The following is a 15771-nucleotide window of genomic DNA, read 5'->3' as shown; positions in this document are numbered from 1 at the left end:
AGCCAGCATTCTCAAATAGTAAAGGAAAGGCCATGACTGTAGCGCCTGTCAGTTTCTCTCATTCCTCCCCGGTTCGTCATGACTGGACCCGTGAAGAGGTCGAGGCATTATTTGCCCTGCCGTTTAACGATCTGCTGTTCAAAGCACAAACGGTGCATCGCGAACATTTTAATCCCAACGAGGTGCAGGTCAGCACATTACTGTCGATTAAAACCGGGGCGTGCCCGGAAGATTGTAAGTACTGCCCGCAGAGCGCCCGGTATGACACCGGTCTTGAAAAAGAGCGGTTGCTGGAGATTGAAAAGGTCATTCAGCGTGCGCGTGAAGCGAAACAGGCGGGATCAACGCGGTTTTGTATGGGCGCAGCCTGGCGTAACCCTAAAGAGCGGGATATGCCGTATGTGCTGAAAATGGTAGAGGAAGTTAAAAAGCTCGGGCTGGAAACCTGTATGACACTGGGCATGCTGACCCGCGATCAGGCGGTTGCACTGAAACAGGCCGGGCTTGACTACTACAATCACAATCTGGATACCTCGCCGGAATATTATGGCGATATCATTACTACCCGCACCTATCAGGATCGACTGGAAACCCTGGAAAATGTGCGTGCAGCAGGCATGAACGTGTGCTCAGGGGGCATTGTCGGGATGGGCGAAACCGCGGCTGATCGTGCCGGTCTGCTGATGCAACTGGCAAACCTGCCGGAGCATCCGCAAAGTGTGCCAATCAATATGCTGGTTAAAGTAAAAGGCACCCCAATGGAAAAGGTCGATGACCTTGAGCCGTTTGAATTTGTCCGCACCATTGCGGTTGCCCGGATCATGATGCCAGCGTCCCACGTCAGGCTGTCTGCCGGACGTGAGAATATGAATGAACAGATGCAGGCCCTCTGCTTTATGGCGGGCGCCAATTCAATCTTTTACGGCTGTAAACTGCTGACAACCTCTAACCCGGATACTCACGAAGACGTGTTGCTGTTTAAAAAACTGGGTATCAATACCGAGCGTACCCGTGCTTACTCGGATGAAGCCCATCAGCAGGTACTGGAAGAAGAGATGGCACAGGCTAACCAGCTGTCAGAGCCTCTGTTTTATGACGCGACCGCGCCACGCACGGCGCAGACCACCCGCTAATGGCATTTGAACGGCTGGCCGATTACCTGAGTCACCGGAAGGCGCAGGGGTACCTGCGCCAGCGACGCTGCCAGCATTATGAAAAAGATAACATCGTCTGTATAGATGGTGAGCACTATCTGAATTTTGCCAGCAATGATTATCTGGGGATGCGTCACCATGAAGGGGTGCTGCAGGCCTGGACCGAAGGACTGGCACAGTATGGTGCAGGCAGTGGAGCGTCACCTCTTGTTACCGGCCATACTTACGCCCATCAGGCGCTGGAAACGTATCTGGCAGAGCGCCTTAACCGTGATGCTGTGCTGCTTTTCAACTCAGGTTATGCGGCAAATCAGGCATTATGTCAGGCCCTGTTCAAAGATGGCGGCGAGATAGTTGCTGATAAACTGATGCATGCCTCGTTTCTGGAGGGCGCGATGGCCTCGTCAGCCACGCTGCAACGCTTCCGGCACAACGACACCGGACATCTTGCACGGTTGCTTGAGCGCGAAAAAAACGGTGACCGTCTGATTGTCAGTGAAGGCGTATTCAGCATGGACGGTGATACGGCTCCCGCGTCAGAGCTGGCAGCGATGGCTGTGCAGGCTGATGCGTGGTTTATGCTGGATGATGCCCATGGGTTTGGCGTGCTCGGTGATTCTGGGCTGGGAACTGCCGAGGCGTGTGGCCTTAGTCAGTCGCAACTGCCGGTTCTGATGGGGACCTTTGGTAAGGCGGTTGGCACAGCGGGCGCCTTCGTCGCGGGTAGCCAGGTACTGATTGATTATCTGGTTAATTTCGCCCGCCATTACATTTACTCCACCGCACTGCCGCCAGCGCAGGCCGTGGCCACCCTGTATTCACTGAAGCAACTTGAATCGCCGGAGCGACGAGAAGCATTGCATAACACCATTGCGACATTCCGCCAGTTAGCCACAGAACGGGGCATTCCGGTGATGCCGTCGGTCAGTGCCATTCAGCCGGTCATTGTCGGTTCACCGGAACGTGCAGTCGCGTTAGGTAACGCGTTGCGCCAGCGCGGGATCTGGGCGGTACCGATGCGCTATCCAACGGTGCCGAAAGGCACGGACCGGATCAGAATCACGCTGACGGCGACCCATACCCGCCGCGATCTTGAAGCCTTATGTGACGCATTCGTTCTGGCGCAGGAGTCGCTATGAGTTCTGTGTCTGTCATGACCATGCTAACGGTGTCAGTCAGTCAGGTTGCCACGCGTTTTTCCCGCGCCGCAAAACAGTATGATGAATTTGCATCCATCCAGCAGCGTATTGCCGCTGATACCTGCAATTTTGCGGGATTTGGTTCGCAGGATGAGGTGCTGGATATTGGTTGTGCCAGTGGCCGGAATACGGCGCAGATTGCCAGACAGGTAACACAGGTGACCGGACTGGATATTGCCACCGGGATGATCACGGAAGCACAGCGGCGCTATCCGCATATTCCGTTTGTTCAGGGCGACGCGCAGGCCCTGCCATTTAGTAACGCACGGTTCAGTGTGGTGTATTCGTCAATGGCGCTTCAGTGGTGTGCGTCGCCGGGACAGGTGTTGTCTGAGATAGCCCGTGTCCTTCGCCCCGGTGGACGAGCGGTGCTGGCAATCATGCTGGGAGGATCGTTTAGCGAACTGCACCAGGCCAGAAGCGCCGCTGGGCTTGCGGACGTGGTGATGCCCTTACCCGGCGCGGGTAACTGGATAGCCGCCGCACAGGCACAGCCCTTTTCTTTTCGTCATCAGTGCTGTCAGGCTTACACCGATATGTTTGACGGGGTGGTGCCATTACTGCGCTCAATCAGCAAAGTGGGCGCGGGCAGTAGCGTAACGCCAGCGCGCGCGATGACACGGCGCGATTTGGCCAGGCTTGAGGCTGCCTGGCCAAAGGCTGAACAGGGGCAGCTACCACTGACTTATCAGGTATTGCATTTCACACTGGAGAAAGTATGAGCAGTTACTTTGTGACCGGTACCGACACCGAAGTCGGCAAAACGTATGTCTCGCGTACGCTACTGGAGGCCGCTGCCGGACAGGGCAGAAAGACTGTCGGCTACAAACCGGTATCGGCGGGTTGCGATAATATCAACGGCGAATGGATAAATGAGGATGCGGCGGCCCTGCACCAGGCATCCAGTGTGAAATTGTCGATTAGCGAGGTCAATCCCGTGGCGCTTAAATCGCCAATCGCGCCGCATATTGCCGCGCAGCAGGAGGGGCGGGAGTTGCGCGAGCAGGACATCATTGCCGGTTTTGCGCACCTGCAACAGTATGCGCCCGATCTTCTGCTGATGGAAGGCGCCGGCGGCTGGCGATTACCGCTCGGTGGCGGGCGCTATTTGTCCGACGTGGTAAAAACCCTGGATCTGCCGGTGATCATTGTTGTGGGTATGCGTCTTGGCTGTCTGAACCACGCGCTGCTGACGGCCGAGGCGGTGCAGCGTGATGGCCTGAAAATCGCGGGGTGGGTTGCCAATCAGCTCAGTGATGACATGCCGGTATATCAGCAAAACCTGACGTATTTAACGCAGGCAATGCCAGCGCCGATGTTGCTCGAAGTACCTTACAAGGCGCCGCCGTCACCAGCGGCGCTGCAACAGTTAGTCGAGCAGATAAGTTAGATCGTCGCCCTGCGCGATGGCGGTTTTCTGGCTGCCCTGGAAAATAAATCCGCCCAGTTCACCCAGTAAGGTCAGTGAATTGTTACTGAGCTTCAGCGCCGTGCCCTCACGTATCGCGACCACCGGCATTGTCGGGTTCAGGGTGGTAAACTCGGCCAGTCGCTCGTCGCGGGTCTCACCGTTGTGGTTAGGGGGCTGATAGTCGGTGTAATGGGGGTTAAGCTGAAACGGCACAAACTGCAGGGCGTCAAACTGTGGCGGCTCAATGATAGGCATATCATTGGTCGTGCGAATACTGTTGCCACAAATATTGGAGCCTGCGCTCCAGCCGATGTAGGGCATGCCCTCAGCCACGGCCTGCTTCAGAGGTGTCAGTAAATTTTGCTGATACAGGGTGTACAGCAGGTGGAACGTGTTACCGCCGCCAACCAGAATAGCGTGACCGCGCTGATGTGCGTCTTTTACTGCATTTACCGGATCAGTATGACTGTGTAGTCCGGTCACGCGACACTCAGGCAGGGCCTCAGCGACAGCGCTGACATAGTCGTCATAGGTTTTGGTCACGGCAGCGTAAGGAATAAACAGAATATCCCGGCAATCACCAAGGTGCTCCAGCATCAGTGGGCGGGCATGCTCGAGGTATGCCTCCTGACCCTGACGGGAGCTGCTAAGCATTAGAACGTGTGCTGACATAATCACTCCGGATAGCAAAAACCGCAGTATCATACGCCAAACCAGCGCCAAGGTTTAGTGGCGGACCGTAATTGTCCGCCAGCAAAACGCAAAAGCCGTTTTCAGGGCAGGGTGAAACTGCGGTGGCAGGCATTACACAGTCGCATCAGTCATCCGACTCCAGACGTTCAATGCCGAGGGCTTTAAGCACATACTTTTCGTAAACCGGCTCACTGGTGCCGGTTTTCATTTTGCGCATAAAGTACTTCTCAAAGGCAATTTTGGCTAAATGCACCCATTTGCCTTTTTTAAACCAGGTCACGTTACGTGGTGGGATCTGTGGCATCGCCACAAAGGCCGCGCCGGTGTCTCCCATATCCGCCAGGCAGATGGCGTGCATGGTGCCTTTGGCCTTGGGTTCCGCGTTGTCAATAATCAGCGATTTCAGGTTGTGGGCGATGGCCGTCATCATGGTTTCTATCGTGTAGCCCGTTTTTGGAGTACCGGTGGGGACCGGCGTGGCTTCAACAGGCGGAATAGCCACACATACGCCACCAGAAAAGATATTGGGGTATTTTGGCGAACGCTGGTGCTCGTCTGTGATCACAAACCCTTTCGGGTTGCACAGGTCTTCAACGTTGGCGACGGCTTTCACACCGCCAAAAGGCGGGATCAGCATGGCATGGTTAAAAGGCAGTTCGTGACTGAATTCCACCTCGCCTTTTCTGTCCACTTCAGAGACGTGCATCATGCCGTCTTTAACGGCATCGACGGTGGCATTGCACACCCATTTGATGTCGCGCGAGCGCAGTTCAGACTCGAGCATGGATTTCGAGTCGCCGACACCGCCAAGCCCGAGATGACCAATGTAGGGCTCACTGGTCACAAAGGTAATGGGCACCTTGTGGCGGATTTTTTCATCCCGCAGGGCTTTGTCCAGAATAAACGCATATTCGTATGCCGGACCAAAACAACTGGCTCCCTGAAATGAGCCAACAATGGCCGGGCCCGGACTGGCTACCAGCTGCTCAAAATCCTTGTAGCAGTTTATGGCGTGATCCAGCGTGCACACTGACTGAGTAAAATGCTCAGGACCAGCGCCCTCTATCGCGTCAAACGCCAGTCTCGGACCGGTTGCAATGACCAGAAAGTCATAGGCTATCTGTTGTCCGTCCGCCGTCAGCATGACGTTATTTTCGGCATCAATTTCTTCAATACGGGCACAAACGAAGCCGATACCTTTTTTAGCCAGGTATTTTTCAATGGGGATCGTCACCGCGTCAGGCTCGCGCCAGCCAACCGCAACCCACGGGTTGGAGGGAACAAAGCGAAACTCGGCGCGTTCGTTCACCATGACGACCTCATGATCTTTGCCCAGCGCTTCTTTAATTTCGTAGGCGGCAGGCATACCACCTGTACCCGCACCTAAAACGACAACTTTTGCCATAGTGTGATCCACCACGTTGACGCAGGTGGGTCGTGACGAGGCAGACACACCTGACAGTGTTTATTAACGTTACGTTAACAACAGTCAAATACTGTGCCAGTGCAGAGAGTTTGTATTATCGCGTTGATATTTATGATTATTCTGAATTTATTTCAGTGGGAATGCCTGGCGTCGTCCTTGCTTTACGTCATTTTTGTCATGCGTATTTGACAGAATTGACGTAAACGCCAGCGGTCATGCTACGACGGTGGGAAAACCGCAAAGCCACTCATGCCGACCGACAAATTTATGGTATGGTACAGCGCAGCAATTTTTATCGGCGCTGTCAGACTCCCGACCTGTCCTGGTCCTGTTTTTTTGCAGATTGTCTGGCGCTTTAGCTTACGTTTTATAAATGACTTTGGTCGGGATAACTCAGGGTATTTTTGTTTTAACGTGCGTAAAAGTGGTTGAGAGTGCGCGATTAACTTTACAGGTTAGCTGTGCTTAGTTTGATTCTACATAAACAAAACGCCTAATCATCCTGAGTAGCTTCTCTTTAGTAACAGGTTTGGTTAAAAAGTCATTCATGCCAGCTGCCAGGCAATTGTCTCTATCTTCTGCATAAGCATTTGCAGTTAACGCGATGATGGGTGTGTTCATCACTAGTTGTTGACGGATTTTTTGAGTTGCCTCGATGCCGTCCATCACGGGCATTTGTAAATCCATTAACACGAGATCAAAGTGATCAACAGTCAGTGCATCTACCGCTTTTTGACCATCACTTGCAATAACGACATCATATCCCTCGGAGCTAAGCATATGTTTAATTACCTCTGCGTTGATGTCGTTGTCCTCTGCAACAAGAATCGACACTTTATTGACAGCGGATGTTAATTCTGTTTTCTCAACGGTAGATATCGTATTTTGAAGCTCCAGAATATCAGACTCAAGCTCGCTGCGGCTTATTGGCTTTGCATGTGACCGCCAAATCATGTCATAAATTTCTTTTTCAGCCCTCAGGTGCTCCAGGACTGCTGAAATGACAATAATGTATGGAATGCGGGACGACTCCCTGTTTAACAGTCTTTGCAATAACTGAACGCCATCAACATCTGGCATGGACAGGTCAATCAAGGCCAAATCAAAGACATCTTTTGACTTTAAGTAAGCTTCTGCTGAATCAAACTCTTTAACGCGAACACCCATTCCCGTTACAACGTGATTAAGGTATTCTCTGCTCGTTTGTAAATCGTCCACAATTGCGCAATGAAGCGTGGTGGCAGGAAGAAAATCTTCATGCTTTTTGTAGTGTATTTTGACTGGAACTGAAAATGTAAACGCGCTTCCGGAGTAATGATTACTGCACACAGAGAGTTCACCTCCCATGAGTTCAGTGAGCTGTTTTGCAATACTTAATCCAAGTCCAGTACCACCATATATTCTGGTTGTTGACTGATCAGCCTGTTCAAATTTATTAAATATATTGTCTACTTTTTCTTCTCTGATACCAATACCTGTATCTGTCACAACAAACTTAAGCCAATAGAGTCCGGATTTTTTTTCGAGTTCGATTTCAAACGTTATTATTCCCACTTCTGTAAATTTCAATGCATTGCTTAACAAATTATGGAGCACCTGGGCAATACGGTTTGAGTCACCGATAATGTTGGGCGGCAATTGCTCAGTTTTTTGATATTGAAATTTAAGGCCTTTTCTCTGGCATCCTATTGAATAGATATTGACGATATCATCGAGTAACTCCAGTAGATTGAATGACTCATTGATGATTTTTAACTTGCCCGCTTCGATTTTTGACAAATCCAGAATGTCATTAATTAGGTTGAGCAATTGCCTGCCTGCGGCCTGTGACTTCTTGAGGTATTGACTTGATCTGTCAGGGTTGTCCATAGCAAGTTCAATCATTCCAAACATGCCGTTCATGGGAGTCCTGAGCTCATGACTCATACTCGCAAGAAACTCTGATTTTGCCTTATTTGCAGCTTCAGCAGCTTTGGTAGAGTCCTTTAACTTAGCAATCGTGGAAATGATTTGTCGTTCCATTGGTCGGAAAATATAAAGGGCTTCTACAAGAAGTAAAAGAAGGGTTGCAATCCATAGGTATGTTTCGAGTGTTTCAACGTTACGAACGTGTTGTCTTGCTTCGTTGGCAAATAATGTGACCACAGCATCAAGTTTACCAAGTAAATCATCAGATTTATCGGAAGTGAAAGCGGAAGGTAACGCGCCGCAGCTTTTACTGTTAAGTATATCTCTTCCTGACTTGATGTAGGACTTCACAGACGTATCGAGAGCCGCTTCTCCAAAGAAAACTGATGCTATTTGAGGGCTTAATTCAGGTAGTTGGGTAAGAAACAGGTGGTTGTCTGAAAATTGACTAAGGGCACTTTCAAGCTTCTGTTCTTCTGACGCATTTCTATCGCTACATGCCGAAATTTTTGTGGCGTAGAGGTAAATTCTCTGCGACAGCATTCTCTGCTGACCAGCACGGTTAATAATTTCAGCGTCGTTGTTCTGAACCGTAAAGATATACTTCATACTCAAGGCTGAAGCGGTTACAAGACAAGCTATTAACAATAAAGCAATTATGTATCGTGCCGTGATACTCATACACTAATCCCTATCTTTCTTAGCCATTACCAGTTGTAGTCTTGTCACGTTGTTACCTTGGAGAAAATGGTCAGCGTTTTATAAAGTTGAGGTATATCAAGCGGCTTCGCTAAGTGACAGGAGAAGCCTAGCTGCAGGTAGTGCTCTACATCCTGACTCATCACATTTGCCGTGAGTGCGATTACAGGAATGTCTTCGTCTATTTTTTTTATTTCCGCAAACGCCTGTATACCATCCATTTCAGGCATTTGAATATCCATGAATACGACATTGAATGAATCAGACTTAAATGCTTGTACAGCTTCGACACCATTAGATGCAAATGTGACATCTGCATTGGTTGGCTTTAACATAGATTCAATAATCATCCGGTTAATTTCGTTATCTTCGGCAACAAGTAGCCGTTTACCAGATAAATTTGGTGCAACCTCATTTTTCTTAACTCCCGTTTTTTGCTGCAGCTTCTTGGGCTGTAGTGGAAGCATAACATGAACTTTCGTACCCTCACCTGGTGTACTGTTTACGTCAATTTTTCCTTTCATCATCGCTATCAGGCTAACAGTGATTGACATACCCAGCCCGGTTCCTCCGAATTTTCTGGTTGTTGACGAATCTGCCTGGGTAAATCGTTCATAAATGCTTTTTTGTGCAGCAGGAGAAATGCCTATTCCTGTATCTGAAACGGTAAAACATAGGGCGCGGTTTCCTTCATGGGAACAATTAGCTAACAGAATAGTAACTTCGCCTTTTTGAGTAAATTTTACCGCGTTTGAAGCCAGGTTAAGCAGTATTTGTCTAACCCGCACAATGTCGCCAGACCAGCCATCGGTGAAGTTTTCAGAGGTTTTAGTGTGAAAGCCAATACGTTTCTTGTTTGCCTCTACACTCAGGTCGGATTTAACAGACTCCATGACCTCGAGCATAGAAAAAGGCCGGTGCTCAAGCGAAAGTCTGTTCGCTTCAATTTTCGAGTAGTCTAATATGTCATTAATGATGGTTAGCAGGCTGGTAGCAGAATACGTGGCGCGAGAAATCAGAAGTTTTGAATGGTCATCGAGTTCAGCACGTTCGAGTAATTGCAACGTACCGAGAATGCCGTTCATAGGGGTCCGTATTTCATGGCTCATATTCGCAAGGAATTCACTTTTCGTTTTAGTAGCTAGCTCAGCTTTTTCTTTTGCTTCTTCTAATTTTTGAGAAGCATGAACGCTTTCCGTAATATCCTGAAAGGTGCCGAAAAGTCGAATGCATTCACCACCGTGAAAGTCGGCTTCACCTTTGGTTACTACCCACCTTTTCTCACCTTTTGCGGTGATGATCTGAGCTTTTAGATCCCATGGAATTCCTGATTTTGTTGCACTCTCTACAACGTTTTTTAGGTTCTCTCTATTTTCACCTGCCACGTAAAAGGCGATTGCACTTTCCATTTCAGGTTCGTAGTCTCGCGACACTTGATGAATTCGTCTTGTTTCTTCGCTCCATGTGATTTTGTTGGCTTTAAGATCGACTGCCCAGGTTCCAATTCTGCCGATCTTTTCCAGCTTATTTAATGTCACTGCCTGCGCGCGTAATGTTTCTAAGTATTGCCTACGAGCAATCTCTGAGCCAAGCCACTGTGCCAATAACTCGATAAAATCAATAGCATCATCGTGGAATGGACTGGTTGGTGAAGGGGACGAAAAGTTTATGGTGCCAAATATCTCGTTACTTACAAAAATTGGTGACGCTAAATATGCCTCCAGTTTTTGTGACTGATAGCATGGATGAGAAGCTAAAGGTGAGTCTTTTACATGATGAAGCGCGACAACATTCCTTGCTTTTAATGTATGAGCACAATAGGTATCACCCAAGCTAAAGCAAATCCCATCAGTCAATCCATCTATGTTATTCACAGTATGAAGTATCTGATAATTTTCTCCTTCAATTTTGCTCACGATGCCTATTTCCAGCCCGAAAAGTGCTAAGCCGAATATAAGCAGTTCTTCCACTTTTTCTTCAAAACTTAACCTTTGGTTAGCTGTGATATTGTGGAAGGTGCGAAGAGGGTTTTGTCTTCCTGTGGTCATGAATGCCGTCCGAAACTGTCCGTTCTCACAGAGTCATAAAACCCCAATTGAATGAATGGGATACAGTGATTGCTCAGTTGTGCCAATTGGATATTTGATAATGCCAATAGATTTCACTCGAATTTCTGACAAGTTAGAAAACGACTTGTCAGTGCCAGGCGGAAACTACGTTAGTAAATCTGATAAGTAAGTCGCCCTGTCATATTGATTGTTAGTGTGGCAACGAGGTAGCATGCTCGAAAGTCATTTGCAGCACATTATTCGTCATGTCTACCTGTGACATAGGTTTGTAAAAGTGATATCCCTGAAATGAATCACAGCCAATCGCTTTTAACACCATCGCCTGACTCTCATATTCAATACCTTCGGCAATCACATCCAGATCCAGGCTCTTTGCCAATGAAATTACGCTATGGCAAAGCTTGGCATCTGTTTGACTTTCAATGATTTTATCAACAAACCGCTTATCTATTTTCATATTGCTGAAGGGGAGATTTTTTAAGTATGAAAGGCTCGAGAAACCTGTGCCAAAATCATCCAGAGAAAACGAAATCCCCATACGATTGATCTGGTTCATGACTTTTGCGACGTTGATAAAATCCTCAAATTCTGAGCTTTCTACAATTTCAATATCGAGTGCGTTTTTAGGTAAATCGTACTGCTGTATAACTTTTTTTATGAACTGTGCAAAGTCTGGTTGTAAAAGTGAACTGCCTGTGAGGTTCACTGAAACCCGAGGGACAGAAAAGCCTTCGCTTGTCCATTTCGCTATTTGCAGGCAGGCATGCTTAAATACCCACTTTTCTAACTCATACAATAAGTTAGATTCTTCAGCCATCGCTATAATTTCGGGAGGAGAAACAAAACCTTCGGTTTTATGTTCCCATCGCAACAATGCCTCCATACCTGAAAATGTGCCTGTTTTTGCCTCGATTTTAGGCTGATAAACCAGGTGTAATTCGTTGTTATGAATCGCACTGCTAAGTTCTCGCGTTAGCCGCAAGTGCTGCCTGATTCGACTTTTATCTTTTTGACTAATGATTTTCGCAACAACGCCTTCGTGGCTACCCATTGATTTCGCGTAAGTGTGCATCAGGCAAAATTTGTCTCTTATAGGCTTATTAGTAGTGCTTTCAAGCGCAACTAACTTTATGGTTGGAAAGATTGTCGCTGTTGACGTTTCGAAAGGCCGAGTCAGACAGAACTTCAGACGCTCTAATACCTGTGCCGCGCTTGTGTTCTGGCGATCAGGGATAACTGATAGTTGAATTTTGTTAACTTCAAGTCGTCCAACAGTCACAAAACCAATATCCGACGTGTATTGATTTATGCGGGATGCAAGTTCAAGGAATAGTTCATCGCTGACTGAGCTTCCATACATATCGCTGATAGTATCTGAGTCTGTTACTTTAATAAGAAACAACAAATGTGCGGTGTGAGGTTCACTGTGTTGTTTTCTTGTCAATTCCACCTGGTTTAAAAAGTGCTCACCGACAAGCGCATTAGTCACGATATCCCGATTAGATAGCAATTGACGCTTGATGCGATCACTCGAAATTTCATTGGGTAGCATGACTTCATTTTCGACTAATTTCGCGAGGCCTTTGAGGACCTCACGTTGATTGTCGGTGAGTGATCTTGGTGTGGTGTCGATGATGCACAATGTCCCCAAAGGTAAATCATCATGGCCTTTTATCACGACACCAGCGTAGAAGCGAATTAATGGTTCACCAGTAACTAGTGGATTATCCTTGAATAGCGGATGGGCTTTTGCATCCTCGACAATAAAAATATCATTGTGATGTATAGCATAGGCACAGAAGGCATCTCTGCGTGGCGTTTGTGACGCACTCAAACCGCAGCGTGACAAAAACCACTGTCGGTTTGTATCAACTAATGATACCAGCGCAATTGGCACCTCAAAAATACATGAAGCAAGTTGCGTTATTAAATCAAAACGCTGACTAGGAGACGAATCCAGTAGCCTTGTTTTCCTGAGAGCGTCGATTCGCTCAAATTCACGAATGTGTATTGGTGGTCCCTGATCGTTTTCTTCAGAAATTGCCATGAAAAGTGCCTCGGTAAAGTAGAAGACACTTGATACTGCGAACCTATTGCGTCAGTCCATTCAAGCTACGTTATGTATAGTCGAGTATGGCTTTGTTAGTTTTCATACTTTAGTCTAAAAAATAGTCAGATTAATAAAATTTAAGCTTAGGTTGCTCATTTGGTCACAAATTTGATGCAACCATTTTCATGTAGACACTTTTTGTTTGAAAAGTAGACTAAAGACTAATTTTACGAGGGGAAAAAAGGTGTAACCTGATTGTGCGGTTAATTATTAATCGACACCATCTCCTTCTTAGCCACATTATGTGGCTTTTCTTCCAAAATGTGTGAAATACCAATTCACACGTTTCTATTCTCCAAATTGGGTTTGATCCCTACCAAGTTCTTTCGCCCGATACAGTAATTTGTCTGCGTCCTCTAATAAGTTTCCCGGAATCGATGGGGCAGATTGAGTCACACAGCCGATACTGACTGTAACTTTCCCGAATGGTGAGCTGGCGTGATGAATGTTTTGTTCTGCAAGCTTATGGTGAATAGTTTCCGTGATTTTCAGTGCCCCATCATGAGATGTAGATGGCATGACAATAACAAATTCTTCCCCACCGTATCGTGCAACAAAATCAGACTGTCTGAGAATGCAGCTATTGATAACGTCGGCGACTTTTCTCAGGCAGTTGTCGCCCGCCAAATGGCCATACGTATCATTATAATTTTTAAAAAAATCGATATCGACTATGGCTAATGTAAAATCATCATTGTGACGTGCGGCAAGTTTATTCTGTTCTTCTAAAAAACCTTTCAAAAAGCGACGGTTATATGTTTTTGTTAAACCATCCGTTACGGCAAGCTTGGCAAGTTCGTCAGTGAGACGTTTAATTTTTAAGTGTGTTTGAATACGTTTTTCTAGCGTCTTTGCAATAAATGGTTTAATAATAAAATCAACACATCCCGAGTCCCAGCAAGTTATCTGTGATTTGGCATCAGAATTTGCTGTCATAAAAATCACAGGAACGTCTTCAAGGGAATCATGAGACTTTATTTGCTTACAAAGCTCAGGGCCTGACAAGCCGGGCATTTCATAATCTAAGATTATCAGATCAGGATGATGTGATATCGCGGTCAGCAAAGCGCTCTCTGAATTTTCGCATTTTATAACGTTACAATATTGTTTTAAGTTTTCAGATACTATTTCAAGGCTTATAGCATCGTCGTCGACAACCAACACAAGAGGTTGCCAGTTGTTTTCATTGAGAAATGATTTAATAAATTTATTCACAATAACCCAAAATGGTAGCTTGTGAACAAAGTATGCATTTTATCAAAGACTTCTCCAACCCAATTACTGCATTAAAAACATTTCATTAATCCAAAAAGTGAACCTGATTTTTACCGCCATGTTTGGCGTTATACAACGCCATATCAGCCTGGGCTAATGTTGTTTTTACGTTGCTTTCTGGTTTTGCCAGTGCGACACCAATGGAGACGGTTACAGGACCAGACATGTCTGTCCTTCCTTTTACCTGAATTTTTTCTGTTTTAGTTCGAATGTTTTCAGCTACTCGCTTAGCCCCCTCTTTTGTGGTATCCGGGAGCATAATTGCAAACTCCTCTCCGCCAATACGACCAACGAGATCGACTTCTCGTAGCGAACTTGTCAGCGTCTTACCTACAGCGCGAAGTACCATGTCGCCAATAGCATGACCTTGGGTATCGTTTATGTTCTTGAAATTGTCTATGTCTATCATCAAGACCCATGCTTCAGTGTGCAGGCGATTAATTCTTGCAAATTCATGCTGAGAAGCGTCAAAAAACATTTTTCGGTTTGGTAACCCTGTAAGCTCATCGGTGGTCGCTGCAAGCCGTAGTTTGCGTTCTTTGTCGCGACGTTCGCTGTCGACAATTTCTATGATGATGGCTGACGCCCCAACCATAATCAGAATAAACCAGCAAATGCCAATTACAAATAACCCAAATAAGCTCCCTTGGGCGGTTACGATCGTCCTTACTAAAAGATAACCCATCATTATAGGAACAAGGTAGCCTGCTATAACCTGGAATCGCGCTATTTTTCCTCCGATATAGGGACTGAGAACAGCTTTGAGAGGTCCTTCCGACGCGGTTGAAAAAAGAGCTGCAACCGAAAGTGCTATCCCTGCATTAGCGGTAATTAATGACATATGACCATAAAAATTACCTATGCTATAGGCATAGCCCAGCATTGAGATAAGTGGAATTGAAAAAGAAATAGATGCAAGAAGCTGCGATAAAATTGGTCGTTGAAATGACTTTGCGAGTGAGGCGGTAGATACTCCCGCCAGCATTATTGCTGTATTTGCCCCCATCCTGTTATCCATTCCCTGCGCCTGTTCACTCTCAACAAAGCGCATGAATGGGGTAAAAATGTCTGCGAGTTCAGTGCCGTTTGCAATATCAATAAGTCTGAATATGGAAATTGCCAAAGCGCTCAGAGACAGCCCTATTACTACCCATTCTTTAGCAAAATGGTCTGAATTGATGTAATAAGAAAATCCCAGCAAGGTAACAATTAACGCAGTGAGCGGGTGTGTCGCGGAGCCATTCTCTATGGGACGATATAACACTTCCATTGAACCCCAATAGCCCAACAAAGAGAAAATACCAAATAGGATGGCTGAGAGACCAAATGGCCTTACCAAAGACTTTACAAGCCCTACGAGACGCCAGGGTAATTCACTTTCTTCAGCGATGATCATTGTTAGCTATATATGAAAACTATATATTCATACTAGCTCATTGATACAAAGGCGTTGAAGAATAAGTAGCTTCGTAATTCATTCTCTCTGCCAATGGAGTTGCGGGTATTATCTGGTCAATTTTTTCGATCAGGCTTTCACCGCCAATTCCCGTAGATATTGTCGGTTTCCATCATATTGCTCATCCGCTTTCGATTTACTAATCGATATTCCAATGAATTTTTCGATCCTGCGTTTTATTCTCCAAATAGGGTCACAGTCATACATATGCTCCACTCATGAAAAATGCGGGTAGTAGCAAGATAGAGATGTATGCAACTTGGTTTTATGTCATGATTAGTCTCTCAATTTGCTTGGGACGAAATTTCCCAGATATTCCCCAAAATAAAAAGTAAGCCATTGATAAGTAGTGTTTTATTTTTCAAGGTTTT

11 protein-coding genes are annotated in these 15771 nt (G+C 46.5%); 4 read left to right on the top strand and 7 right to left on the bottom strand.

Going from position 1 to position 15771, the window contains the following annotated elements:
* Positions 1-32: 32 nt before the first annotated feature.
* The 4 genes from bioB to bioD are packed head-to-tail and all read left to right on the top strand — an operon-like array spanning position 33 to position 3743.
* Positions 33-1133, top strand: a complete 1101-nt coding sequence (bioB, locus tag AB1N33_RS13820) for a biotin synthase BioB (RefSeq protein ID WP_411272149.1) — start codon at positions 33-35, stop codon at positions 1131-1133.
* Positions 1133-2293, top strand: coding sequence for an 8-amino-7-oxononanoate synthase (gene bioF / locus AB1N33_RS13815; RefSeq protein ID WP_411272148.1), 1161 nt, complete (start codon positions 1133-1135; stop codon positions 2291-2293). The genes bioB and bioF overlap by 1 nt, the downstream gene beginning before the upstream one ends.
* Positions 2290-3075: a methyltransferase domain-containing protein gene (locus AB1N33_RS13810; RefSeq protein WP_411272147.1), complete on the top strand. Its 786-nt coding sequence runs from the start codon at positions 2290-2292 to the stop codon at positions 3073-3075. Before bioF ends, AB1N33_RS13810 begins: the two co-directional genes overlap by 4 nt.
* Positions 3072-3743: a dethiobiotin synthase gene (gene bioD, locus AB1N33_RS13805; protein ID WP_411272146.1), complete on the top strand. Its 672-nt coding sequence runs from the start codon at positions 3072-3074 to the stop codon at positions 3741-3743. The genes AB1N33_RS13810 and bioD overlap by 4 nt, the downstream gene beginning before the upstream one ends.
* On the opposite strand, the gene pepE is transcribed toward bioD, so the two are convergent.
* From pepE to AB1N33_RS13770, 7 genes are all read right to left on the bottom strand, one after another.
* Positions 3723-4436: a dipeptidase PepE gene (pepE, locus tag AB1N33_RS13800; protein WP_411272145.1), complete on the bottom strand. Its 714-nt coding sequence runs from the start codon at positions 4434-4436 to the stop codon at positions 3723-3725. The two genes, bioD and pepE, sit on opposite strands and share 21 nt — an antisense overlap.
* Positions 4437-4581: 145 nt before the next feature.
* Positions 4582-5862 carry an NAD(P)/FAD-dependent oxidoreductase gene (locus tag AB1N33_RS13795; RefSeq protein ID WP_411272144.1) on the bottom strand — a complete coding sequence of 427 codons (1281 nt, stop codon included), beginning with the start codon at positions 5860-5862 and terminating at the stop codon, positions 4582-4584.
* 486 nt (positions 5863-6348) lie between these two features.
* A complete protein-coding gene (locus AB1N33_RS13790) occupies positions 6349-8472 on the bottom strand; it encodes a response regulator (RefSeq protein ID WP_411272143.1) in 2124 nt (707 codons plus the stop codon).
* Between the two features lie 44 nt (positions 8473-8516).
* Positions 8517-10538: a GAF domain-containing hybrid sensor histidine kinase/response regulator gene (locus AB1N33_RS13785; protein ID WP_411272142.1), complete on the bottom strand. Its 2022-nt coding sequence runs from the start codon at positions 10536-10538 to the stop codon at positions 8517-8519.
* A 211-nt stretch (positions 10539-10749) separates the two neighbouring features.
* A complete protein-coding gene (locus AB1N33_RS13780) occupies positions 10750-12606 on the bottom strand; it encodes an EAL domain-containing protein (protein WP_411272141.1) in 1857 nt (618 codons plus the stop codon).
* 351 nt (positions 12607-12957) lie between these two features.
* Entirely contained in the window at positions 12958-13884 is a 927-nt protein-coding gene (locus AB1N33_RS13775; protein ID WP_411272140.1) for a diguanylate cyclase, read from the bottom strand.
* An 85-nt stretch (positions 13885-13969) separates the two neighbouring features.
* Positions 13970-15340, bottom strand: coding sequence for a GGDEF domain-containing protein (locus tag AB1N33_RS13770; protein ID WP_411272139.1), 1371 nt, complete (start codon positions 15338-15340; stop codon positions 13970-13972).
* Positions 15341-15771: the final 431 nt, after the last annotated feature.

Origin of the sequence: Alteromonas nitratireducens, assembly GCF_040812025.1 — a bacterium.
Taxonomy (GTDB): Bacteria; Pseudomonadota; Gammaproteobacteria; order Enterobacterales; family Alteromonadaceae; genus Alteromonas; species Alteromonas nitratireducens.
The sequence above is the reverse complement of the archived record's forward strand: the minus strand, read 5'-3'. Positions and strand labels throughout refer to the sequence as shown.